Consider the following 22,822-nt stretch of genomic DNA (forward strand, 5'->3'; position numbering starts at 1 on the left):
ATGAAATTAAATTTACAACAAGTACATCATATTGCTATTATTTGTAGCGATTATGAAAAATCCAAAAAGTTTTACACCGAGTTACTCGGATTTACCATTATACAGGAAGTATATCGTGAAAACAGAAACTCTTACAAGTTAGACTTAGCCTTAAATGGCAATTATATCATTGAGCTATTTTCATTTCCAAATCCTCCCAAACGACCTTCAAGACCTGAGGCCGTAGGGCTGAGACATCTTGCTTTTGCGGTACAGGACATCTCCAAAGAAGTCCAACTATTACAGCAGTCTGATATTTCAGTAGAGCCCATCCGAATTGATGAACTTACAAATAAAAAATTTACATTTTTTGAAGATCCCGATGGATTACCCATTGAGCTTTATGAAATTTGATTTCAATAGCGCTAGCTGTACTTTAGTCCAACATTTTTTTATTTCATTCCGGAACTTGCTTAGTCCTATTTAATCAATTTCAAGTATAAAATAATTCTTGAAGGTAGCGCAGATATCGATAAATTTGTTTTATATTATGATACAATTAAATAAAACAAATTTATCTTAGTTTAGCTAAAAAATGCTTAGTATTTATTTATTCTGAGGATCCAGCCATGAAGTACAAACAAATAAACAATAACTCCATTAACCAAATCATGTTGATTACGATCATACTTTTGATCTGTATATTAATATTTACAAATTTATCATACTATCTACCGGGCTTTTTAGGAGCAATAACACTTTATATATTATTTAGAAATATTTACCATACCCTCACTGAAAAGAAAAAGTGGGGTAAATCTATTTCAAGTATATTCCTGATCAGTCTTTCTGTGATCTTTATTGTGTTTCCATTATGGGGATTGATTAACTATCTAATTCCCCAGTTAGAACAGCTTATTGTTAATCAAAAAGACCTATTGTCTAAATTTGATTCTGTAAAAGACTATATGCACAATAAGCCTGTATTAAAAAACATAGATTTATCCGATGCCGCAATTCTTAATTCTCTTCAAAAATTAGCAAAATACATACCCAATGTTTTAAATTCTGTCGCGGAAACTGTCGTCAATATCATCGTCGCTTTATTTGTACTTTATTTTATGCAATATTATAGCAAAGAGATGGAATCTACGATTCAGCATGCTATTCCTTTTTCGCAACAAAGTAAAAAGGAACTCTGGAACGAAATAAGCATGATGGTACGTTCAAATGCTATCGGTATTCCAATTCTTGGCATATGTCAGGGCGTTGTTGCCGGTATTGGCTATTGGATTTTTGGAGTTGACAGCCCTATTCTACTGGGAATAATAACGGCCGTTTCCACGATTATCCCGGTCTTGGGCACGATGACTGTTTACGTACCTACCGCAATTTATCTGTTAGCTATTGGCTCGACAGGAAATGCCATTGGTCTGGCTTTATATGGATTTATATTAATTGGTGGTATTGACAATGTACTTCGTTTTACGATATTGCGTAAACTTGGCGATGTACCGCCACTGATTACGGTATTTGGCGTATTACTGGGGTTAAATCTTTTTGGTATGCTAGGGCTTATTTTTGGACCATTGATCATCTCATCAGTTCGTGTATTATTAAAAGTATACAACAATGAATATGGAAAGGGAAAACCTGAAATCATAGAATCAACCTCCTTCACAAATTATGACAATGATAATAATATCATTACTTAACATCGTATGATTATACAGTACAGTGTCATTAATCAGCTTTTTTAAGGTTTAAATTCAATATTTTTTATAGTTTTGATAGATAATTGATACCCATTACCATGAATAAAAAATTAATATTAGGCATAACAGGAGTTGTCACAGCGTCCCTGTTATTCTCTTGCAATTCAAATACTAAAACGCAAGAAGCGGCAAAAACAGAAGCACATGATGAGCATGATGGTCACGACCATAGTGGGCATGATCATAGTGCACATGCGGAAGCTCCTGCAGCTATGCAAAAAGAAGCTGCAAAAACACTTCCTGACTTCACTTTTTACCAATTAAGATCGGGTATTAAAGTTTCAAAATCAGATGTTTCCAAAGATAAAAACACAGTTTTTATCCTTTTTGATCCAGGATGTAGCCACTGTCAACAAGAAGCAACTGCTTTAGAAAAAAACAGAGAGCGCTTGAAAGATGTTAACATCTACTATGTTTCAATGAATGATCCTGCTTTAATATTAGGCTTCTTTGACAATTTCGCTCCAAAATTATCAAAAATGGAGAATGTTGAAGTTTTAGTAGACAAAGGCCAAGAGTTTATTCAAAAAATACATGTTCCTGAGCAATTCCCTGCAAATTATGTTTACGGTGCCGACGGTCAATTAAAAGCACAATGGGAAGGTGATAAAAATATAAATGAAGCTATAGCTGAATTTCATAAATAAAAATCAGTTATGCATATTGCAATCAATGGGTTTGGACGTATTGGCCGTAATACACTGCGCAATATTTTCATTAGGGATGCTGAACATCTAGAAGTCATTGCGATCAATGATCTAACAGATACAAAGACATTAGCACATCTATTCAAGTATGACTCTGTTCACGGTCCATTTTCTGGAACGGTTGACTTTGATGATAATCATCTCATCATCAATAACAAGCGTATTTTAGTCACGAATGAAAAGAATCCCGAAAATCTGCCCTGGAATACGCTTGACATTGATGTCGTTATCGAGTCAACGGGTCATTTTACCAGTAAAGAGAAAGCAAATTTACATTTGATAGCGGGAGCAAAAAAAGTAATCATTTCTGCCCCCTCTTCAGATAAAGATATACCAACAATCGTATTGGGCATTAACGACAAGGATTTTGACTTAAATGTCCCTATTCTTTCTAATGCTTCTTGTACAACGAATAATGTTGCTCCTTTGGTCAAAATTTTAGATGAAAACTGGGGAATCAAAGACGGTTATATCACGACGGTACATTCCATGACAGGTGATCAGAATCTGCATGATGCCCCCCACCGTGATCTTCGCCGGGCACGTGCTGCGTCATCTTCCATTATTCCAACTACAACTGGTGCTGCCAAGGCAATTACTAATGTTTTCACTCATTTAGAGGGTAAACTAGGTGGTGCCGGTATCCGTGTTCCTGTTTTAAACGGTTCGTTAACAGATTTTACCTGTACATTGACACATCAACCAACAGTAGCAGAGATTAATGCAAAATTTAAAGAAGCAGCAGAAGGTGAATTGAAAAATGTACTTTACTATACAGAAGATCCAATTGTATCTGTTGACATCATAAACAATCCATATTCTTGTGTCTTTGATTCAGAACTTACCTCAATTGTAGGAGGTCTGGTAAAAGTTGTTGGCTGGTATGATAATGAGTTTGGATACTCAAATCGACTTGTTGATCTTCTTGATAAAATCAGTAAGCTATAAAAGACAAAATCACATGCTATTCAAGATAAAAAGGGCCTCCATGGAGGCCCTTTTAACATAAACTATAAGCAAACTAAACATTTTAAAATTTATACGTCAATGTTGTCATGAAACTTCTTGGAGGAATTGGATTCACACTGTAGTTTTCATGGATATAATAATTGAAAGCATTATTAACATTAGACATTTTAGCTAAAATGCTCCATTTTTTATATGTATAACCAGCAGAGATATCTACTGTTGTGAATGGGCTAACAGTAATTAAACGGTCAACACCATCTCTCACATTGATTTTTGTATTATTCCAACCGGCATTTCTTCTTCCAGTGTAAAATGCAGAAACCCCAAATTTCAGACCTTTAGCACCACCATTTTGCAAAGTATAGAAAATAGTTCCATTGGCTGTATGTGCTGTTGTTCCCACCAGACGTACATCTTCCTCATTACCAGAAACCTCCGTAACTTTATAACTACCGTTGACAACAGTCGTGATCTTTGTGATCGGACTTGTCTCCGTATAGCGCATGTAGTTGTACGAGTATCCGGCCAAGATATCTAGTCCTGGTAAGATAGAACCAGTTACATCTATTTCAACACCATCTGAAGATGTTTTTCCAGAAAACTCTTTCATGTTTGTATCACCATTATCAGTGCCATCAGGTTTCACCAATAATTGCTGAGCAAAGCGATTGTTATTGATTCTGTAAACCGATGCATTCAGGGTTAATCGACCATTGAAGAAATCATTTTTAACACCTGCTTCATACTGATCAATCGTTGAAGGCCCCATTGGCTTATAATCAACATCATAACCTGCGTTTGATGTGAAGTTATTCGCATAAGTTACATAAACACTAGAGCTCTTAATCGGTTGATAAATCAAACCAAATTTTGGCGACCATGCCTGATCAACTTTAGCACCCAGTTCATTTTTGTTTGCATCTAGGTTCTTTAATTCTTCTGTTTCACCAGTTGCATAGGTGTATTTATCTGCATATGGTGTTCTTTGGTAAGTATAACGTAAACCCGCTAATACTTTGAATTTTTCCGAAACTTCAATTAAATCTTGAAAAAATACACCATAACGGTAAATATTAGTCGTTGTTCTGGTCAAATACTCTGCACCAGGCATATCTGTGCGCAAACCTTTGCCAGAAGGTAAATGAGCCGCCGTTTCACTCGGATTAAAGACATAAATAGAATCATAAACATTGACTTTTAATGCCCCTTGCTTATCATAATAATTAATACCGTCTATAAAGTATGCATATGCTTTTGTATTAGACTGATCAGCATCAGCTCCGATTAAGATCTTATGCTTGATAGCACCTGTTTTAACAGTTCCGGTTAAATTCAACTGCTGATTGAAAGTAAGTTCATCCGATTTTGAACGCGTCAAATTACGTGGTGCGATACCTTGTGCATTTGCTTGAACCCTATCCGATCCGTAGTAATCACGTCCATAACTTTGATAACTCGCAATTGCATTCAACTTCCAGTTATCATTAAACTGATGATTTAAGTTGATCTGCCCATTTGTGGTATTGGTTTTATTATATGCCCACAAGGTATTCATAAAAGTATTACGACCAACATCCTGATTCAATTTACCGTCTACCGATCCAATACCAAAATCTGGTGTGTAATCGCTTTTTAGGTAATCAAACATAAAGTTGATATCCGTACGGTCATTGATCTTATATAAAATAGAAGGATTGACATACAATCTTTTTGAGTCGACATGATCTCTAAAACTTCCAGATTTTTCATAAGTACTGATTACACGAAAAGCAACCTTATCTGAAATAGGCCCGTACACATCAACCGTTGGTTTGTAAAAATCATAACTTCCCACACGGAATGAAGCTTCACCTCCATATTCAAATTTAGGTTTCTTAGTTACTAAATTAACGACAGCACCCCCAGTTACACCACCATATAATAATGCGGCACTACCTTTCAATATTTCTACCGATTCTAATGTACTCGCTTCAATAGATCCACCGTTATTGGTACGTGCACCATTTTTGAAAATATTATTCGCACCAAGGCTGTATCCACGTGCATAAAAATTTTCATTTACACCACCTCTATTTGCGCCCATAGCAATACCATTGGCATTTTTCAAGGCATCACTCAATCGATTAACCTGTTGATCCCGGATCACCTGCTCATTAATGATCTGAACGCTTTGCGGTAAGTCTTTATCTATAATTCCAGCTTTTCCAACATTGACAGTCTGATTATTATGCGAGTTATATCCTCGGACATCTACCACATCCAATTTCGAATCACGGCTTTCTCCAACCAAATTAATAGGCTGAGAAGAACCGTTCACTACTTTTATCTTCTCTTCGTCTATAACATTACCTAAACTTTTAACAATTATGGTATAAGTTCCATCTGGTAAAGTTGAAAATGAAAACGATCCATTGCGATCTGTTGCAGTAGAAGTCCCCAATTCTTTAACTGTAACTGTAGCTGCTTCGATTGGAGCACCGGATTTGCTTTTTAGTTTCCCATGAATTCCATGATGTTGTGCAACCCCCTCAAGTTGTACCCCTCCAACTAATCCTAAGCTTAAAACTAAGCCGAGAAATGACTTTTTCATATGTATATGAATAATTAGATTAATTTTATTTTGGATGCAAACTTACAATCTTTTTTTGATTCTATTTAGATTTATTTTAAATAAAAGTAGTTGATTTATAAATAGCCATAACAAGCTAAAAAACAGTATTTTAAACTGCATAAAAAAGTAATTTAAATTATATTTTATAACTACTGCTACTAAAATCGGCTTCAATGATATCGATTCCCATTTATGATCCCAAATCTTTGAAAACCGAATGAATCAGCATAAAAATTGCATAAAAATTGCATAAAAATGCAAGACAATATCATGATCCTTATTAATTATTTATACCTTTCCAATACTAATCCTTAAATCATGAAAAAGTACGTTCCTCTTCTTTTAATTTATTTGTTTCTGATAAGTCCAATAACGTGGGCACAAACGAACAGTTTAGACAAAAAAATTACTGATATCATGGCTCAATATGAAGCTATTGGACTGTCGGTAGCTGTTATTAAAAATAACGAGTTGTTTTTCAATAAATCTTACGGTTTGAAAAACAGAGAACAAGCACAACCTTTGGATCAGGATGACCTATTCAGAATTGCCTCTATATCAAAGTCCTTTTCAGCAACAGCTATTATGCAGTTAATAGAGCAAAAGAAATGTCATCTCGATGATGACTTTGGTGATCTAATAGGTTTTAAAGTTCAAAATCCAAAGTTTCCGAATAAGAAGATTACACTCAGAATGGTTCTCTCCCATACTTCCAGTATTAATGATAAAAATGGATATTTTGATCTTGATGTCATCAATCCATCAAAGTCAGATCAATATGCCTCTTCTTACAGCCCAAACGAACCTGGCACGACCTACGATTATTGCAACCTCAACTTTAATATGGTTGGCGCTGTGATTGAGCGCCTTTCAGGACAACGTTTTGACCAATATATTAAAGAACATATTTTAGATCCGCTGCAGTTGTATGCAGGATATTGCGTGGACTCTCTAGATCAAAACAAATTTGTAACCTTATATGAATACGATTCTGCTAAGCATGAGTTTTTTCCACAGCCCAGCGCTTATAATCCAAGATCGCTGGAAATAAAAAATTATACACTAGGGCATTCCACTCCTATTTTCTCACCTACGGGCGGGATGAAGATCTCAGCAGTCGATCTCGCTAAATACATGGGTATGCATATGAACTATGGTACAGGATTAAATGGAAAACAGATCATTAAGAAACGGAATTCTAAAATTATGCAGACGCCCATTACTGCTGAAGAAGGATATGGGCTAGCTTTAAGATCCATCAACACATTGATCCCTAATAAAGTTTTAATTGGACATACAGGCTCCGCATATGGTCTCTACAGTGCTATGTTTTTCGATCCTAAAGAAAAATTCGGAATTGTTGTGATAACAAATGGTTACCGTACACCTGAAAACGTAGACTTTAACCCATTATTAAAAGATTGCATACAGCTCATTTATAAAGAAATGATACAGCAATAACCACTATATTATCATATTATTAAGGTTTATTTTTTCCAAAACAAAACTAGTATATTCGTGTAAATAGTAAAAAGAGAATATCATGCAACTTTATACAATTGAAACGCAGAACTTCAAATTAGATGGAGGTGCCATGTTCGGTGTGGTTCCAAAATCCATATGGCACAAAACAAATCCTGCCGATGCAAATAATATGTGCACCTGGACCAATCGCCTATTACTTATAGAAGATGGCGCAAAATTAATTCTTATCGATACTGGACTCGGAGACAAACAGTCTGAGAAATTTTTTGGGCATTATTATATACACGGAGACAACTCCATTGACAAGTCTTTAGCAAAATATGGATTTAATAGAGAAGACATCACCGATGTTATTTTAACACACTTGCATTTTGACCACTGTGGGGGTGCTATAGTCCGCGAAGGTGAAAAACTGAGGCCTTCTTTTACAAAGGCGAATTACTGGAGTAATGCCGAACATTGGAACTGGGCCACAAATCCAAATCCAAGAGAAAAAGCTTCTTTTTTAGAGGAAAATATAAAACCGATACAAGAAAGCGGACAACTCAAGTTTGTCGAAAAAGAAAAAAATCCGTTTGGACCAGATATCCAAATCAGATATGCCCATGGACATACAGAGTCAATGATGTTGCCCCAGATCAAATATAAAGACAAAACAATTCTTTATATGGCAGATTTACTTCCTTCTGTGGGACATGTACCCCTTCCGTATGTGATGGGTTACGATGTAAGACCATTGACAACCATGGAAGAAAGGAAAAATTATTGGGAAGAGATTGTCGATCAAGAATATATACTTTTCTTAGAGCATGACGCCGTGAATGCTTGCTGTACCTTACAGCATACAGAAAAAGGAATACGGCTCAAAGACAGTTTTCAACTTTCTGATATTTAAACAAAAATGGGATGATTTTTAGATCATCCCATTTTTACTTTATTAGAATTTAAATCCAAGGACCCAATAGTTCTCGAAAAACCATATGGATTGACTTGCTTTATCTATATTATTTCTACCCGTTGTACGAATATTATTCAGGTCTGTCCAACCTGTTTTAAAACTCGTTTGAAGATATAATCCTCTAAAAAAATGATACTGCAAACCTACTTTTGCAGCAGCACCGTAGCCGGCAATGTTCCAATAGTTATTCTCTCCAACTCCAAACAGACGAACATCAGTTCTAGGAACCAATAAACCTACTTCGGCACCTGTTTCCATCGACAAGTAAGACTTTCCGGTTCTGGAAACCCAGATATCATCATGTCTTTCTAAAGCGACAGAGGCAAAATTATAACCATCGGTATGCTCAAATTGCAATACCGAATCAACCAAAGTAACCTGTTCTCCATTATAGGTTCCAGCCATGCCATATGTTGGGATACCTGGTTCAGAGATCTCAGGACTAATATGTCCTTTAATTCTTACCGTCTGCGGAATATCAACAACATATTTCATGTGATCCCAACCTAGCGAAATCGAATAATTATCTTTAATAAAATAACCGAAGTGGAAATTAAACTGCGGAATCGAGATCGTTGCCGGGTTAATATAGGTCATGGACAGTTTAGTCGGTCTATCTGCCGCTTTTACATCCATTAATGTAAAATCATATCCGGTTCCTTTAAAACGGATATCACTCTTACCATAAGATGAAAAATTATAGCCCCAGTGAAAATAAAATTTTCCCTTATTACTTTCTGTACGGGAATATTTCGGATTGAAAATACTCTTAGCAATTGGTTTTGCAGGAGATTCATTACTATTATCTTGCGCAAATAAAGAAGAAGCAGATAAAGTTAGCGCACTTAAGGCTAATAAAAATTTATTCATATTGTTGTCAAAAAAAACCCGGCACAAAAGTACCGGGTTATGCGTTGATAAGCAAATAAAATTATTTTGCTTGGTTTTTACGTATAATGTTCAAAGCACCACCTTCTTTAAACCACTCAATTTGTTGAGCGTTGTAAGTATGGTTAGCTAAGATCTGATCTTCCGTTCCATCTGCATGGTGAAGTACTAACGTTAGCGGTTGCCCTGGAGTAAATGTTGTCAATCCTAAGATGTCGATTGTATCGTCTTCTTGGATTTTATCGTAATCTTCTTTATTAGCAAAAGTTAAACCTAACATACCTTGTTTTTTCAAGTTTGTCTCGTGGATACGAGCAAAAGATTTAACCAACACTGCACGAACACCTAAATGACGAGGCTCCATGGCAGCATGCTCACGTGAAGAACCTTCACCATAGTTTTCATCACCAACAACGATAGATCCGATACCGGCTGCCTTATAAACACGTTGCGTTGCAGGAACTGGTCCGTACTCACCTGTCAATTGATTTTTAACGGAATCTGTTTTCTCATTAAAGTAATTAACAGCACCAATCAACATATTGTTCGAGATGTTATCCAAGTGACCTCTGTATTTCAACCAAGGACCAGCCATAGAAATATGGTCAGTTGTACATTTACCTTTAGCTTTGATCAATAATTTCAAACCTTTCAAGTCTGTACCTTCCCAAGCCGCAAAAGGCTCTAATAATTGCAGACGGTCAGAATTTGGATCCACATCAATCTTAACCGATGAACCATCCGCCGCAGGAGCTTGATAACCTGCATCCTCTACAGCAAAACCTTTTGAAGGTAATTCATCACCTGTAGGCGGGTCTAATTTAACCTGCTCACCCTTAGCATTTGTCAAGGTGTCTGTCAATGGATTGAAACCTAAATCACCCGAAATGGCAATTGCAGCAACGATTTCCGGTGAAGCTACAAAAGCAAATGTATTTGGGTTACCATCGGCACGTTTAGCAAAGTTACGGTTGAACGAGTGAACAATCGTATTTTTCTCTTGTTTTTCAGCACCAACACGGTCCCACATACCAATACATGGACCACAAGCATTTGTAAAGATCGTCGCATTCAGATCTTCGAAAGTTTTCAATAAACCATCACGAGCAGCAGTATAACGAACTTGCTCAGAACCCGGATTGATACCAAATTCTGCCTTCGTTACTAAACCTTTATCAACCGCTTGTTTAGCGATAGAAGCAGCACGTGACAAATCCTCGTAAGAAGAGTTTGTACATGAACCGATCAATCCCCATTCTACTGTTGTAGGCCAGCCATTTTTAGCCGCTTCTTCACGCATGCGTGAAACTGGAGTATATAAATCTGGTGTAAAAGGACCGTTTAAAGAAGGTTCTAATTCAGATAAATTAATTTCAATAACTTGATCAAAATATAGCTCAGGATTTGCGTAAACCTCAGGATCCGCAGTTAAATGTTCTTTAACAGCATTCGCTGCATCCGCAACATCCGCACGGTCAGTTGCACGTAAATAACGTTCCATTGACTCATCATAACCGAAAGTAGATGTCGTAGCACCAATTTCAGCCCCCATGTTACAGATGGTACCTTTACCCGTACAAGACATAGATTGAGCCCCTTCACCGAAGTATTCTACAACAGCACCAGTACCGCCTTTAACGGTTAAGATACCTGCAACCTTCAAGATAACATCTTTAGGAGACGTCCATCCGCTTAGCTTACCTGTTAATTTAACACCGATCAATTTCGGGAATTTCAGTTCCCAAGGTAAACCAGCCATCACGTCACATGCATCAGCACCACCGACACCGATAGCCAACATACCCAAACCACCAGCATTAACAGTATGTGAATCTGTACCGATCATCATACCACCAGGGAAAGCATAGTTCTCCAAGACAACTTGGTGAATAATACCTGCTCCAGGCTTCCAGAATCCGATACCATACTTATTTGCAACAGAACCCAAGAAATTAAAAACCTCTTTTGATTCTGTATTTGCTCTTTGTAAATCCACTTGAGCTCCTTCTTTTGCCTGAATCAAGTGATCACAGTGCACAGTCGAAGGAACAGCCGCTTGAGGACGACCTGCTTGCATAAATTGCAATAAAGCCATCTGTGCAGTCGCATCTTGCATCGCTACACGGTCTGGAGCGAAGTCTACATAAGATACACCTCTATCGTATGTTTCAGTTGCATTACCATCCCATAAGTGAGTATATAAAATTTTCTCAGATAGGGTTAAAGGTTTATTAACCAGATTACGAGCAGCGTTTACACGCTCCTCATAACGGCTATAGACCTTTTTAATCATTTCTATATCAAAAGCCATATATTTCTAATTTATGATATTAATTTAGTTAATTACCAAAACTTCAATATTAGTTTTTTCTACTTTGTCGAGATAGGCGCAAACTTAGTTAAGTTGATACCTTCGACAGCAGCTTTGTACTCTTCAACGTTTGGAATTCTACCTAAGATAGCAGAAAGCACAACCACTGGAGTAGATGCTAATAAAGATTCTCCTTTTTTACCGTCTCTATCTTCAACAACACGACCTTGGAAAAGACGGGTTGAAGTAGCCATTACCGTATCACCTTTTGCCGCTTTTTCTTGGTTACCCATACAAAGGTTACAACCTGGACGCTCTAAATACATGATATTTTCGTACTCTGTACGTGCAGTACTTTTTGGCAAAGCATCACTGAATTCAAAACCCGAATATTTCTGTAAGTATTCCCAATCTCCTTCTGCTTTCAATTCATCAATGATGTTGTAAGTAGGCGCAGCGACAACTAAAGGTGCATTAAATTTAACAACACCAAGTTGTTTCTCCACATTCTTAAGCATTTGAGAAACGATTTTTAAATCGTCTTTATGTACCATACAAGAACCTACGAAACCTAAGTCTACTTTTTTGTCACCGCCGTAATAAGAAAGTTCTCTAATTGCGTCATGTGTATAACGTTTTGAAACGTCAACATTGTTAACATCAGGATCGGCAATCATCGGCTCATCAATAATATCAAGATCGATCACGACTTCAGCATAATATTTAGCATTTGCATCTGGAGATAAAGCTGGTTTTTCACCTGTTCTAATTTCCTCGATACGTTTATTAGCTTTATCGATCAATCCCTGTAATACTTGATTTTTATTCTCCATACCCTTATTGATCATGATCTGGATACGGCTCTTAGCGATTTCTAAAGACTGAATTAACGTTTCATCTTGGGAGATACAGATCGAAGCTTTTGCTTTCATCTCTGCAGTCCAGTCTGTAAAAGTAAAGGCCTGATCGGCAAGAAGTGTACCGATATGTACCTCGATAATTCTACCTTGGAACACATTCTCTCCACCAAATTGCTGTAACATTTGAGATTGTGTCGCATGAACCACATCACGGAAATCCATGTGCTGTTTCATACTGCCTTTGAAAGTTACTTTAACGGATTCTGGAATCGGCATAGACGCCTCACCTGTAGCTAATGCTAAGGCAACAGTTCCAGAGTCAGCTCCAAAAGCAACACCTTTAGACATACGTGTATGAGAATCGCCACCAATAATAATCGCCCACTCATCAATCGTAATATCGTTTAATACCTTGTGAATAACGTCAGTCATGGCATGGTATTCTCCTTTAGGATCACGTGCAGTGATTAATCCGAAGTCGTTCATAAACTTCATCAACTTAGGAATGTTAGCTTGCGCTTTCTTATCCCATACAGATGCTGTGTGACATCCTGATTGATACGCACCGTCAACTGTAGGAGAAATAACTTTAGCAGCCATTGCCTCTAACTCTTGAGCGGTCATTAAACCTGTTGTATCTTGAGATCCTACGATATTCACTTTAACACGAACATCAGAACCAGCATGTAACACTTTTCCTGGAGTTGAACCAACAGCATTTTTATTGAAGATTTTTTCAACAGCCGTTAAGCCCTGATTTTCAATAGAAATTTCTTTTGCAGGAGCAAAAACAGTCGGAATTGAAATCCCTAAAACTCCTGCAGCAAACGTTTGGATCTTTTTACCAAATACAATTGCATATGAGCCACCTGCTCTTATAAACTCTCTTTTTTGAGGAGTAAGCGATTTAGAGATGTCGATCAATTCCTGATCTCCATTATATAATTTTTCAGTCTTCGTGTTGATTGTAAGAACAGTTCCTGTAGCAACAGAATAAACTTCTTCTAAAACAGGTTCATTATTTTCATTACGGACAACTTGACCATTTTCGTCTACTTTTTTCTTCCAGTTCTGAAGATCAATTCCAATACCACCGGTAACATCTACCGTTGTCAAAAAGATTGGAGAAATACCATTCGTACCACCAACAATTGGAGCAATATTTACAAATGGGATATAAGGACTTGCTTGTTTACCTGTCCATAACGCCACATTGTTTACACCTGACATCCTTGAAGATCCCACTCCCATTGTACCTTTTTCAGCAATCAGCATAACGCTTGCGTCTGGATATTGTACCTGTAAAGCTTTGATTTCTTGCTGCGCTTCTGGAGTGATCATACATTTTCCATGTAGCTCACGATCAGAACGCGAGTGCGCCTGGTTACCTGGAGACAGTAAATCCGTAGAGATATCACCTTCACCTGCAATATAAGTTACAACTTTTATTTCTTCTGGTAACTCTGGAAGTTTCGTGAAAAATTCAGCTTGGGCATAGCTTTCAAGAATCTCTTTCGCAATTGCATTACCGCTGTTAAATGCTTCTCTTAGACGCTCTGTATCGGCATCATAAAGGAAAACCTGTGTTTTAAGAACTTCAGCAGCTTGCTTAGCAATAGCTGCATCATTACCTAATGCCAAATCCAGAAGTACTTCAATAGAAGGACCGCCTTTCATATGAGATAACAACTCAAATGCGTAAGTAGGTGTAATTTCTGCAACAGTCTCTTGACCAAGAATAATTTCTTTTAAGAACTTTGCTTTTACACCAGCCGCACTAGTCGTACCAGATAAAGTGTTGTAAATAAATAACTTCAGAGACTCGACTCTATTTTCGTTATTCAAATCTTTAATTTGAGCAATAACTTCACTTAGTAATTCTGCTCCGTCAATTGGTTTAGGATTTAAACCTTCACCTTTTCGTTCTACAACCTCTTGTACGTAATCGTTGTAAATACTCATAGTATATAAATCTTTTATATGTTTAAAGGCAATACAAAAAATATCAAATATTATCTCCTGATACTACCACACGTTTAATAATTAAGCTAAAAAAACATCAGTAATGCACTGCAAGCCGGTGCTTAAATTTAACTCTACAATTCTTTCATTTTGACGATCTGTTTTCATTTAAAAAAACTTCTCATCTCGTACTACAAAAATACTAAAAATCAACGGTTAATACGTACCAATAAGACTTATTGCTTTAATTTGGAAATATTCTAAACAACATTTATTTCAAAATAAAATATCGAAACAACATGCTAAAATACAGACACTTGACTATTTAAATTTAAAATATTTAGGGTAAGAAATTAGTAAATTTTGACGCTAAGATTAAATATAATGTGGAAATAACCCACAAAAAAAGGGAAATCATATCCGATCTCCCTTTATAGCCAATATATTAGTTTAACTAAATATTTTTCAATTGAATATCAACAGCTTTCAAATCAGCGATCGACTGTGTTGGATTTGCTGCTGCAAACACAGAACTTCCCGCTACCAACACATCTGCGCCAGCTTGTAAAAGTGCGCCTGCATTACCTACTCCGACACCTCCATCGATTTCAATCAATAATCCATCATTCACACCTGTTGCCATAGCGCGCAATTGTTTTACTTTACTGTAGGTGTTTTGAATAAATTTCTGCCCGCCAAAACCTGGATTTACAGACATTAAACACACTAAATCTAAATCTGCAATCACATCTTCCAATAAAGAAACTGGTGTATGCGGATTCAAAGCGACCCCAGCTTTACAACCTAATTCCTTAATCGCTGCTAACGTACGATGTAAATGTGTACAAGCCTCATAATGCACGGTAATAACAGCAGCTCCAGAATCTTTACATAACTGTAAATAACGATCAGGATCTACAATCATTAAATGTACATCTAAAGGTTTTGTAGCATGTTTAGCGATTGCCTGCATTACTGGAAAACCAAAAGAAATATTTGGCACAAACACGCCATCCATAATATCAATATGAAACCAATCGGCTTCACTATTGTTTACCATTATAATATCATCGTACAATTTAGCGAAATCCGCTGCCAAAACTGAAGGTGCAATAAGATGCTTTTTACTTGACATGAGTCTTTGATTTGTTTTTGCAAAGATAATTAAGTCTTGCGGATAGCCCGAATTTAAATCAAAAAAATTAAACATAACCTGACCTCGTAATGACAATGAGCTTTATAATAGCGCATTTTTAAGTACATTTGTTTGAGTAATTTTTTATTATCCAACTACAATTCAACCCCGTGAGTAGATTAAAAATTAAATATAATCGTGAGTCCGACACTAATCTTAACCTTATTCGTAAGATAAGCTTAATATTGGCAACCATCATTCTTATTTGTATCTTCCTTCCAAAGCAGGCTCGCTTTCGCTATGAATTTCAGAAAGGAAAAGTCTGGGATCACGAAAACTTAATTTCTCCTTATAATTTTGCGATACTCAAAACACAGGAGGAACTAAATGAAGACAAGAAAAACATTCTTAAAACCATTCAACCTATCTATGACGTTAATTCGACCATCAGTAGGGAACAGATCGATCAATTTGAAACTGATCTAGCTGAAAAATGGCAAACCAATAAATTAGACACTACTCCTCAAAAAATACAGGATTACCGTGCCGTCGGAAATGCCATATTAACGCATCTCTACGATCGAGGCATCCTGTCTTTAAATAATCGTTTTCAAAACCGAAATGACGACAAGAGTCCTGCTGCAAAGCAGTATAATTTCACCTTGATACAAGATAAAGTCGCCACTCAAAAAAATACGGCAGATTGTTATACAATCGAATCTTCTTATGAATACGCCAATTCAGTCTTAAGCAATTCGTCAAAGATCGTGTACAAGAAATGGCTCTTAGAGACATTAAAAAACTATATTACCCTAAATTATGTTTACAATGATCAACAGACAGAGCGACTGGAACAAAATGCTTTAGCAAATATCTCCTCTACCCGAGGAGTTGTACAAAAGGGAGAATTAATTGCTGAAAAGGATAAAATTATCAGTAATGAAACCTATCAGAAACTAGAATCGTTACGCAAGATTTATGAGGACGAAGGAAAAATCTCTGGCAATCAGATTTACGTTACACTGGGGCAATTTTTGATTATCTCTCTTGCTTTATGTATTCTGATGGTATTTCTATATCTTTTCAGAAAAGACATCTATTACAACAATCGCCTGCTATCAATCATTATGATTGTGATCATCGGCATGCTTGCCGTCTTGTCATGGGCCATCAAGATTAAAATTCCTAATTTATACTACATTCCATTCTGTTCAGTTCCGATCATTATCCGCATCCTATTTGATTCCCGGGTAGCTTTGAATATTCACCTACTCATGGTCCTACTGGCAGCGTTATTTGTTCCGAACTCGTATGAATTTGTATTTCTGCAATTCATGGCTGGAATCGTGGCGATTTACAGTATCAAAACATTAGTAAAAAGAGAACAATTCTTCATCTCGTCAGCCATTATACTCGCGACTTATTTGATTGCTTATTTTGGACTTTTACTCACACGTAACGGATCCTTAAGTACCATTAACGTCATGGACGTCATCCCTTTTGTGGTCAGTGTCATGATCACATTAATGGCGTACCCATTAGTATACGCATTTGAAAAACTATTTGGAATCGTATCTGATCTGACGTTAATGGAATTGACCAACAGTAATTCAAAGCTTCTGCGGGAACTTTCATTTAAAGCCCCTGGTACTTTCCAGCACTCCTTACAAGTAGCCAATTTAGCTGAAGCGGCTATCTACCGAATTGGCGGAAATCCTCTCTTAGTACGGGCAGGTGCACTTTACCACGATATTGGTAAAATGACAAATCCACAGTTCTTTATTGAAAATCAAAAAACAGAAAAGAATCCGCACGATGAATTATCACCTGAACAGAGTGCGCAAATTATTATTTCACACGTTATAAAGGGCGTTGAGATTGCAAAAAGAAACCAGCTTCCAGATGTTATAATCGATTTCATCAAAACGCATCACGGTACGACAAAAGTCGATTACTTCTATAATTTATTTATAAAGAATAATCCCGACAAACTAGTTGATGAATCTTTGTACCAATATCCTGGGCCTATTCCCTATTCGAAAGAAACAGCTGTACTAATGATGGCAGATTCTGTAGAAGCAGCATCTAGAGCTCTTAAAGAACATACGGAAGATTCTATTAATACGCTTGTCGATAAAATTATTGAGCATAAGCTGAAGCTGAATCAATTTGCAAATAGTAATATTACATTAAAGGAAATCACAGAATCTGCAACCATTTTCAAGGCAATGTTGAAGAGCATTTACCATGTTCGGGTCGATTACGATCTCAGCAAGAAAAAATAAGTGAAAATTATTCTGTAAGCAATAAATTGACATACAATCGCTTACTATAACCTTACGTATTTTTTGTATTTTTTTTATAAAATTGACTTTGCAGAATAGAATAATTGCCTTATGTTTGCAATATCAAAACGAGGAAGGGTGCCTGAGTGGCCGAAAGGAACAGTTTGCTAAACTGTCGTACTGGAAACGGTACCGAGGGTTCGAATCCCTCCCCTTCCGCCAAGACACAACAAAGCCCGACAATAGTCGGGTTTTGTTGTTTATGGACTTTTGTAAACGTTAGTTTTAACAAAAAGGATATAAACAACAAAAGTAATGAACAAAGTGAATGGCTTTGTTTTGTATTGAAGCCCCCCCCCTTTTTTGGATCATGAAAATAATCCCTCCCCTTCCGCAAAGACAAAATAAAAGCCGACTTATAGTCGGCTTTTGTTGTTTATATACGTTTGTAAAAATCGATTTTAAGAAAGTCGATGTACAGTAAAATAATGGGCGAAGAGGATCGTCAAATTTTATAGGAATAACGATCTCCATTCATGATGAAGTAAATAATCCCTTCATCAAGACAAAATAAAGCCTGCTGATAAGTGCGATTTTTGCTATTTATCGACTTTCATAAAAAAAAATCAATAAAAGGATAAAAAAGGCGTTTCTAGACTTTGCAAAAATAAAATAATTGCCTTATGTTTGCATTGTCAAAACGAGGAAGAGTGCCTGAGTGGCCGAAAGGAACAGTTTGCTAAACTGTCGTACTGGAAACGGTACCGAGGGTTCGAATCCCTCCTCTTCCGCCAAGACAAAACAAAGCCCGACTATTGGTCGGGTTTTGTTGTTTATGGACTTTTGTAAACGTAAGTTTTAAAAAAAAGTATATAAACAACAAAAGTGATGAACGGAGTGAATGGCTTTGTTTGTATTGAATCCCCCCTTTTTGGGATCATGAAAATAATCCCTCCTCTTCCGCCAAGACAAAATAAAGCCCGACTCATAGTAGGGCTTTGTTGTTTATGGACTTTTGTAAACGTAAGTTTTAAAAAAAAGTATATAAACAATAAAACTAATGAACGGAGTAAATGGCTTTGTTTTGTATTGAAGCCCCCCTTTTTGGGATCATGAAATAATCCCTCCTCTTCCGCATCCTGATAAAGAAAATATATCAAAACCCTATAAATTCAAGGATTTATAGGGTTTTTCTTTTTATACACCTATCGTTTTTTTCAATACTTCTCATTTCTAGCGAGACCCTAGCGAGACCCTAAAATTTGGCTAGCTAGGGTCTCGCTTAAATGAACCGCTAGATGAATACCGCATAAAGGCATGACCAGATGCTGAACATCTTGACAGTTTATATCCAATAGAATAAATTGAATATTGAAATAAAACACCACCACAATGAGCAATCAAGTTACTATCTACATGTATACCCGTGCTGTAAAAGCTAACAAAGCAGGACTACATCCCATTTATGTCCGCATAACCATACAAGGTAAACGAACCGAATTCTCGACCAAAGAAAGCAAGTAAAAGAGCGTCGCTATATTGATATTGGATTTTAGATATTTCATAAATTTACAGTATATTGATAACTAAAATAAGTTTTACAAAACAAAATATGCATTGCGTCAATTTTTGAGTTAATGGCAATTTTAAAACAACGCACCAGCAAAAATGAAAATCATTCCAATAGAAGAAATAAGAATAACACTTTTAGTTGAGAATTCTAGTAAACAGAATTTTCCTAAAACTGTCAATTACATATTTGACACGCTCTATTCAGAAATTGTAACTCAAATTAAAACTATTGAAATTTCATCTGAATGCATTTTATTCAACAGCGTTGAAGCACATAATATAACTAAAGAATTTTCAGACAAAAGCTATTGGACAGAAAACATAACTTCAACAGAAATAGAAAATTTTTGGTTATTCGGTCAAAACGGACAAGGAGATTTTTGGCTATTTGACAAGAATAACAAGGTCTTATTTTACGACCATAACCACGAAGAATTAAGCCCAATAAATTTTATAAACCTTGGTGTTAATTTTCAGCAATGGTTGCAATTTTCCTTTTTAAACAAACAACTTGATGAAATTTATGATACAATCGGAAAACTAGACAAACAAACAAACAAAAATTGAGTTTTAAAAACAACTTCAATCAATAAACGAACATTTATTAGAAAATTATCCTTTTGAAATATAAACAAATGACAAGTGAGTTTAAAAATGCAATAGATAAATATTTTTCATCAGAAGAAACTAAAATTTTTCTGAAAGAGAGAAACGAAGAAAAAGATATTCAACAAACAGAAAAAGAGTTAAACATAACGTTTGACAATACGTATAAATATATACTTTTAAATTATGGAGATGCTTATGTAGGAATTGATTTGCTTCCTTGCACAAAAAGAGGTTCAAAAAAAGCAGAACAAACCATTCTTGAAATTACAAAATCATTTAGAAGTAGTTATTTAGAATTTCAGGTTTGTAATGAAATCCAATCAAGCTATGTAATTTCTATTGACGGTTCAGGAGACCCAATATTTATTACACCAAATGGAAATGTAAAAATATATTACCACGACAATAACGAAATTGAAAAACTTGCTGAAAATTTAGAAGAATTAATATTGAATAACATATAAAAAACTGCCACTAACAAGGGTTTCCGTCAGGCGGGCTGAAGTGCAAAACTCAATAGTAGTTTTTCAATTTAACTTTAGTAATAATATCGGCTTTTGTGCTTCGATTTCCTGCCCGAACGCAAAGCCCCAAATCGTTGTGCGATATGCTAAACCGATAACACGCAGACAACCAAAATTTAAATCAATGGATACAAAACAATTATTTAGATTTTTTCACAGTAAATGTGACTTAACGAATTGGCTAAATGAAAACGGAGAGTTAGCCCAAAGCGAAGGAGATGTAAAATGGTTTTACAGTGGTATAAATGAAGATTTTAAATCCGAATTTGTAAGTCAAAAAATCGAAGAGACTTTTAATGATGGGGATATCTATTTGTGCATTTCTTCAAATAAAAGTTCTTTGGTTTCTAAATCAGAAGCTGTCACAGAAATCGCAAAAATTCTACATAAAAAGGAAATTGGCATTATAGATAAATCATTTACGAAAATGATGTTCTTTAATTCATATGGCACATTTAAAAGTGGTATTATCAGAGAATTTCCCGAAAGTCGTTCAAGACCTAACGGACATCGTTTGAAAATGGAATTTTTTGCGAATATTATGGATAAAAATACCACTAAAGTAGCTAAAGCCATTGACAAATATTTTGAGCACTTTGAAAAAGAACTAAATAATGATTATGGAGGTATTATGGAATATCTTTGGATAGATTTGGAGTTGGTAGCACATTACAAATCTCATCCATTTCGTTATCAGAAGAGAGTTAGTCAGCCTTCCTCATACACGGACTTCTTTACATATAATGTTGGTCATTATAGTATTCATCCAGATTACGAAAGATTGAAAGAATTATCAACGGATAAAGAAATTTGCGACTATGTATTTGAATTGTTATATAATTCAACACAAGTTTTAGTTGACAAACAAAAGAAGTTAGGAAATTTTGACGCTACGAAATTTCGATTGGATTTTCTGTCTGCTATGGAAAAAATAGAGTATTCTTGATAGACTAAAAAGCACAATTGCACAACAAGGGTTCTTTGCAATAGTGGGGCGAAACTGCTAAATTCAAGTTCAGTTCTTCAATTGAACTTTTGTGCAAAATTGAAGATTTGTGCTTCGATTGCCCCACCATCGCCAATGCTTCAACGTTACCTGCAATGCTTATAAACCTCCCGTATGAAAATAGGTTGACACAATCTAAACAAATACGGCCAACAATGGACAGACAAAGGAATGAAAATTACTAAAATGAAAAAACTACTCTCGCTCACAACACTACTTTTCACCTGCTTTCTTGCTTTTGCACAAAAGGGGCAAGACACATTGAAAGTAAATCTTGGGAATACAGAAACTGATAAGGTGTTCATGCAAAAAGTAACAGTATCCGACAGCCGGACCGATAGAAAAGTATTACTAAATGATGGGAATTACGCTTTTAAGAATAAGGAGCAAACGATTGATATTTCCATAAAAAAAGGTCTGATTTACGGATTGGTTTTCGTTACAAATAATCATAAGAAAGAGAAAGTAACCCAATACAAGATTGAGAATTCTATGGTAAAAGAATTCACGATATATATTGACAGCCTTCTATGCCAGACAGGACATAGGGATGATGAAAAAGCCTACTACAAGGAATATTATCCCGATGAAAAGCAAACGCTTAAATCTGAAGGATGGATGTCTTTAGACAAAAACAAATACTATGGCAGAGGAATATCAAAGAAGTATTATGAAAACGGCACTTTATCTTATATATCAGACAGGGTTACAGAAACTTATACAGAGTTCTATCCCAACGGTAATAAAAAAAAGAAACAAGGACAAAATATCTATGAAACCTATAATGAAGACGGCAACTTACACAACAAACAATACACCAAAAATGATATCAGATACAATGACTATTACAATAAAGGGAAATTAAATACACGTTCTTACCAAGACGAAGAAAAAAATGAAGTAAGAGAATACTATCAAAATGGTGTTTTCCAAAAAAAGGCTGTAGAAAAAAAGCTCAACGGAGAAATACGCACTTTAAGCTACGACAAAGCAGGGAAACTTATCAATAATGAGCCACCATATTCTGGCGTATCGGAAGTACGAGAAAATAAAAACAAATGAAAAAACTATTTACCGTGCTCACTTGCACTATAATATTGAATTCTTGTAACAGTAAAGACAAAAACAACCTTGAAAAGTCGGTATGGAAATCGTGTGGAGATGATTGCAGTGTCGCTGATGTATT

Annotated in this window: 17 protein-coding genes and 2 tRNA genes; 14 read left to right on the forward strand and 5 right to left on the reverse strand. The window is 35.9% G+C overall.

Translation table 11 applies throughout. The features are described 5' to 3' along the window. The 4 genes from HCX49_RS10160 (at nucleotide 1) to gap (ending at nucleotide 3,409) form a co-directional block, all read left to right on the forward strand. Nucleotides 1-393: a VOC family protein gene (locus HCX49_RS10160; RefSeq protein ID WP_132773073.1), complete on the forward strand. Its 393-nt coding sequence runs from the start codon at nucleotides 1-3 to the stop codon at nucleotides 391-393. 215 nt (nucleotides 394-608) lie between these two features. Beyond that, entirely contained in the window at nucleotides 609-1,694 is a 1,086-nt protein-coding gene (locus HCX49_RS10165; protein WP_132773075.1) for an AI-2E family transporter, read from the forward strand. Between the two features lie 98 nt (nucleotides 1,695-1,792). Then, a complete protein-coding gene (locus tag HCX49_RS10170) occupies nucleotides 1,793-2,401 on the forward strand; it encodes a TlpA family protein disulfide reductase (protein WP_168126973.1) in 609 nt (202 codons plus the stop codon). Between the two features lie 9 nt (nucleotides 2,402-2,410). Further along, complete coding sequence (gap, locus tag HCX49_RS10175) at nucleotides 2,411-3,409, forward strand: type I glyceraldehyde-3-phosphate dehydrogenase (protein WP_168126974.1); 999 nt, start codon at nucleotides 2,411-2,413, stop codon at nucleotides 3,407-3,409. Between the two features lie 82 nt (nucleotides 3,410-3,491). Here gap and HCX49_RS10180 read toward each other — a convergent pair whose 3' ends face one another. Next, on the reverse strand, nucleotides 3,492-6,020 hold the full coding sequence (locus tag HCX49_RS10180) for a TonB-dependent receptor (RefSeq protein WP_168126975.1): 2,529 nt from the start codon (nucleotides 6,018-6,020) through the stop codon (nucleotides 3,492-3,494). 339 nt (nucleotides 6,021-6,359) lie between these two features. Here HCX49_RS10180 and HCX49_RS10185 point away from each other — a divergent pair, with 339 nt between their 5' ends. Both HCX49_RS10185 and HCX49_RS10190 read left to right on the forward strand, forming a co-directional pair. Then, nucleotides 6,360-7,502, forward strand: a complete 1,143-nt coding sequence (locus tag HCX49_RS10185) for a serine hydrolase domain-containing protein (RefSeq protein ID WP_168126976.1) — start codon at nucleotides 6,360-6,362, stop codon at nucleotides 7,500-7,502. Between the two features lie 82 nt (nucleotides 7,503-7,584). Next, the gene (locus HCX49_RS10190; RefSeq protein ID WP_168126977.1) at nucleotides 7,585-8,421 is read left to right on the forward strand and encodes an MBL fold metallo-hydrolase; all 837 of its coding nucleotides are present in this window, start codon (nucleotides 7,585-7,587) and stop codon (nucleotides 8,419-8,421) included. A gap of 42 nt (nucleotides 8,422-8,463) precedes the next feature. On the opposite strand, the gene HCX49_RS10195 is transcribed toward HCX49_RS10190, so the two are convergent. The 4 genes from HCX49_RS10195 to rpe all read right to left on the reverse strand — a co-directional run bounded on the left by HCX49_RS10195 (nucleotide 8,464) and on the right by rpe (nucleotide 15,640). Further along, entirely contained in the window at nucleotides 8,464-9,354 is an 891-nt protein-coding gene (locus HCX49_RS10195; RefSeq protein WP_132773085.1) for a hypothetical protein, read from the reverse strand. 61 nt (nucleotides 9,355-9,415) lie between these two features. Then, nucleotides 9,416-11,683: an aconitate hydratase gene (locus HCX49_RS10200; protein WP_132773087.1), complete on the reverse strand. Its 2,268-nt coding sequence runs from the start codon at nucleotides 11,681-11,683 to the stop codon at nucleotides 9,416-9,418. A 59-nt stretch (nucleotides 11,684-11,742) separates the two neighbouring features. Beyond that, entirely contained in the window at nucleotides 11,743-14,505 is a 2,763-nt protein-coding gene (locus HCX49_RS10205) for a bifunctional aconitate hydratase 2/2-methylisocitrate dehydratase (RefSeq protein ID WP_168126978.1), read from the reverse strand. Nucleotides 14,506-14,959: 454 nt separating this feature from the next. Continuing rightward, a complete protein-coding gene (gene rpe, locus HCX49_RS10210) occupies nucleotides 14,960-15,640 on the reverse strand; it encodes a ribulose-phosphate 3-epimerase (protein ID WP_168126979.1) in 681 nt (226 codons plus the stop codon). Between the two features lie 170 nt (nucleotides 15,641-15,810). Here rpe and HCX49_RS10215 point away from each other — a divergent pair, with 170 nt between their 5' ends. The 8 genes from HCX49_RS10215 (at nucleotide 15,811) to HCX49_RS10250 (ending at nucleotide 22,698) form a co-directional block, all read left to right on the forward strand. Next, complete coding sequence (locus tag HCX49_RS10215; RefSeq protein WP_132773093.1) at nucleotides 15,811-17,925, forward strand: HD family phosphohydrolase; 2,115 nt, start codon at nucleotides 15,811-15,813, stop codon at nucleotides 17,923-17,925. Between the two features lie 132 nt (nucleotides 17,926-18,057). Next, nucleotides 18,058-18,147: transfer RNA gene (locus HCX49_RS10220), tRNA-Ser, on the forward strand. Nucleotides 18,148-18,629: 482 nt separating this feature from the next. Beyond that, nucleotides 18,630-18,719 (forward strand) — tRNA-Ser (locus HCX49_RS10225). 598 nt (nucleotides 18,720-19,317) lie between these two features. After that, nucleotides 19,318-19,449 carry an Arm DNA-binding domain-containing protein gene (locus HCX49_RS10230; protein WP_132842246.1) on the forward strand — a complete coding sequence of 44 codons (132 nt, stop codon included), beginning with the start codon at nucleotides 19,318-19,320 and terminating at the stop codon, nucleotides 19,447-19,449. A 144-nt stretch (nucleotides 19,450-19,593) separates the two neighbouring features. Beyond that, nucleotides 19,594-20,064, forward strand: coding sequence for a hypothetical protein (locus HCX49_RS10235; RefSeq protein WP_168126980.1), 471 nt, complete (start codon nucleotides 19,594-19,596; stop codon nucleotides 20,062-20,064). Nucleotides 20,065-20,117: 53 nt separating this feature from the next. Further along, nucleotides 20,118-20,570, forward strand: a complete 453-nt coding sequence (locus HCX49_RS10240) for an SMI1/KNR4 family protein (RefSeq protein WP_168126981.1) — start codon at nucleotides 20,118-20,120, stop codon at nucleotides 20,568-20,570. Between the two features lie 184 nt (nucleotides 20,571-20,754). Continuing rightward, nucleotides 20,755-21,576 (forward strand): hypothetical protein, encoded by an 822-nt coding sequence (locus HCX49_RS10245; RefSeq protein WP_132773099.1) that lies wholly within the window; start codon nucleotides 20,755-20,757, stop codon nucleotides 21,574-21,576. Between the two features lie 231 nt (nucleotides 21,577-21,807). Further along, on the forward strand, nucleotides 21,808-22,698 hold the full coding sequence (locus tag HCX49_RS10250) for a hypothetical protein (RefSeq protein WP_206368357.1): 891 nt from the start codon (nucleotides 21,808-21,810) through the stop codon (nucleotides 22,696-22,698). Nucleotides 22,699-22,822: the final 124 nt, after the last annotated feature.

It is taken from the genome of Sphingobacterium sp. B16(2022), from assembly GCF_012030425.1.
Taxonomy (GTDB): domain Bacteria; phylum Bacteroidota; class Bacteroidia; order Sphingobacteriales; family Sphingobacteriaceae; genus Sphingobacterium; species Sphingobacterium anhuiense.

What these genes read in the sequence shown, in the direction of transcription:
- HCX49_RS10245 (WP_132773099.1), top strand. Translation starts at nt 20,755, where the DNA reads ATGGATACAAAACAATTATTTAGATTTTTTCACAGTAAATGTGACTTA.
- rpe (WP_168126979.1), bottom strand. Translation starts at nt 15,640, where the DNA reads ATGTCAAGTAAAAAGCATCTTATTGCACCTTCAGTTTTGGCAGCGGAT.
- HCX49_RS10235 (WP_168126980.1), top strand. Translation starts at nt 19,594, where the DNA reads ATGAAAATCATTCCAATAGAAGAAATAAGAATAACACTTTTAGTTGAG.
- HCX49_RS10250 (WP_206368357.1), top strand. Translation starts at nt 21,808, where the DNA reads ATGAAAATTACTAAAATGAAAAAACTACTCTCGCTCACAACACTACTT.
- HCX49_RS10230 (WP_132842246.1), top strand. Translation starts at nt 19,318, where the DNA reads ATGAGCAATCAAGTTACTATCTACATGTATACCCGTGCTGTAAAAGCT.
- HCX49_RS10180 (WP_168126975.1), bottom strand. Translation starts at nt 6,020, where the DNA reads ATGAAAAAGTCATTTCTCGGCTTAGTTTTAAGCTTAGGATTAGTTGGA.
- HCX49_RS10190 (WP_168126977.1), top strand. Translation starts at nt 7,585, where the DNA reads ATGCAACTTTATACAATTGAAACGCAGAACTTCAAATTAGATGGAGGT.
- HCX49_RS10195 (WP_132773085.1), bottom strand. Translation starts at nt 9,354, where the DNA reads ATGAATAAATTTTTATTAGCCTTAAGTGCGCTAACTTTATCTGCTTCT.
- HCX49_RS10160 (WP_132773073.1), top strand. Translation starts at nt 1, where the DNA reads ATGAAATTAAATTTACAACAAGTACATCATATTGCTATTATTTGTAGC.
- HCX49_RS10205 (WP_168126978.1), bottom strand. Translation starts at nt 14,505, where the DNA reads ATGAGTATTTACAACGATTACGTACAAGAGGTTGTAGAACGAAAAGGT.
- HCX49_RS10185 (WP_168126976.1), top strand. Translation starts at nt 6,360, where the DNA reads ATGAAAAAGTACGTTCCTCTTCTTTTAATTTATTTGTTTCTGATAAGT.
- gap (WP_168126974.1), top strand. Translation starts at nt 2,411, where the DNA reads ATGCATATTGCAATCAATGGGTTTGGACGTATTGGCCGTAATACACTG.
- HCX49_RS10165 (WP_132773075.1), top strand. Translation starts at nt 609, where the DNA reads ATGAAGTACAAACAAATAAACAATAACTCCATTAACCAAATCATGTTG.
- HCX49_RS10170 (WP_168126973.1), top strand. Translation starts at nt 1,793, where the DNA reads ATGAATAAAAAATTAATATTAGGCATAACAGGAGTTGTCACAGCGTCC.
- HCX49_RS10200 (WP_132773087.1), bottom strand. Translation starts at nt 11,683, where the DNA reads ATGGCTTTTGATATAGAAATGATTAAAAAGGTCTATAGCCGTTATGAG.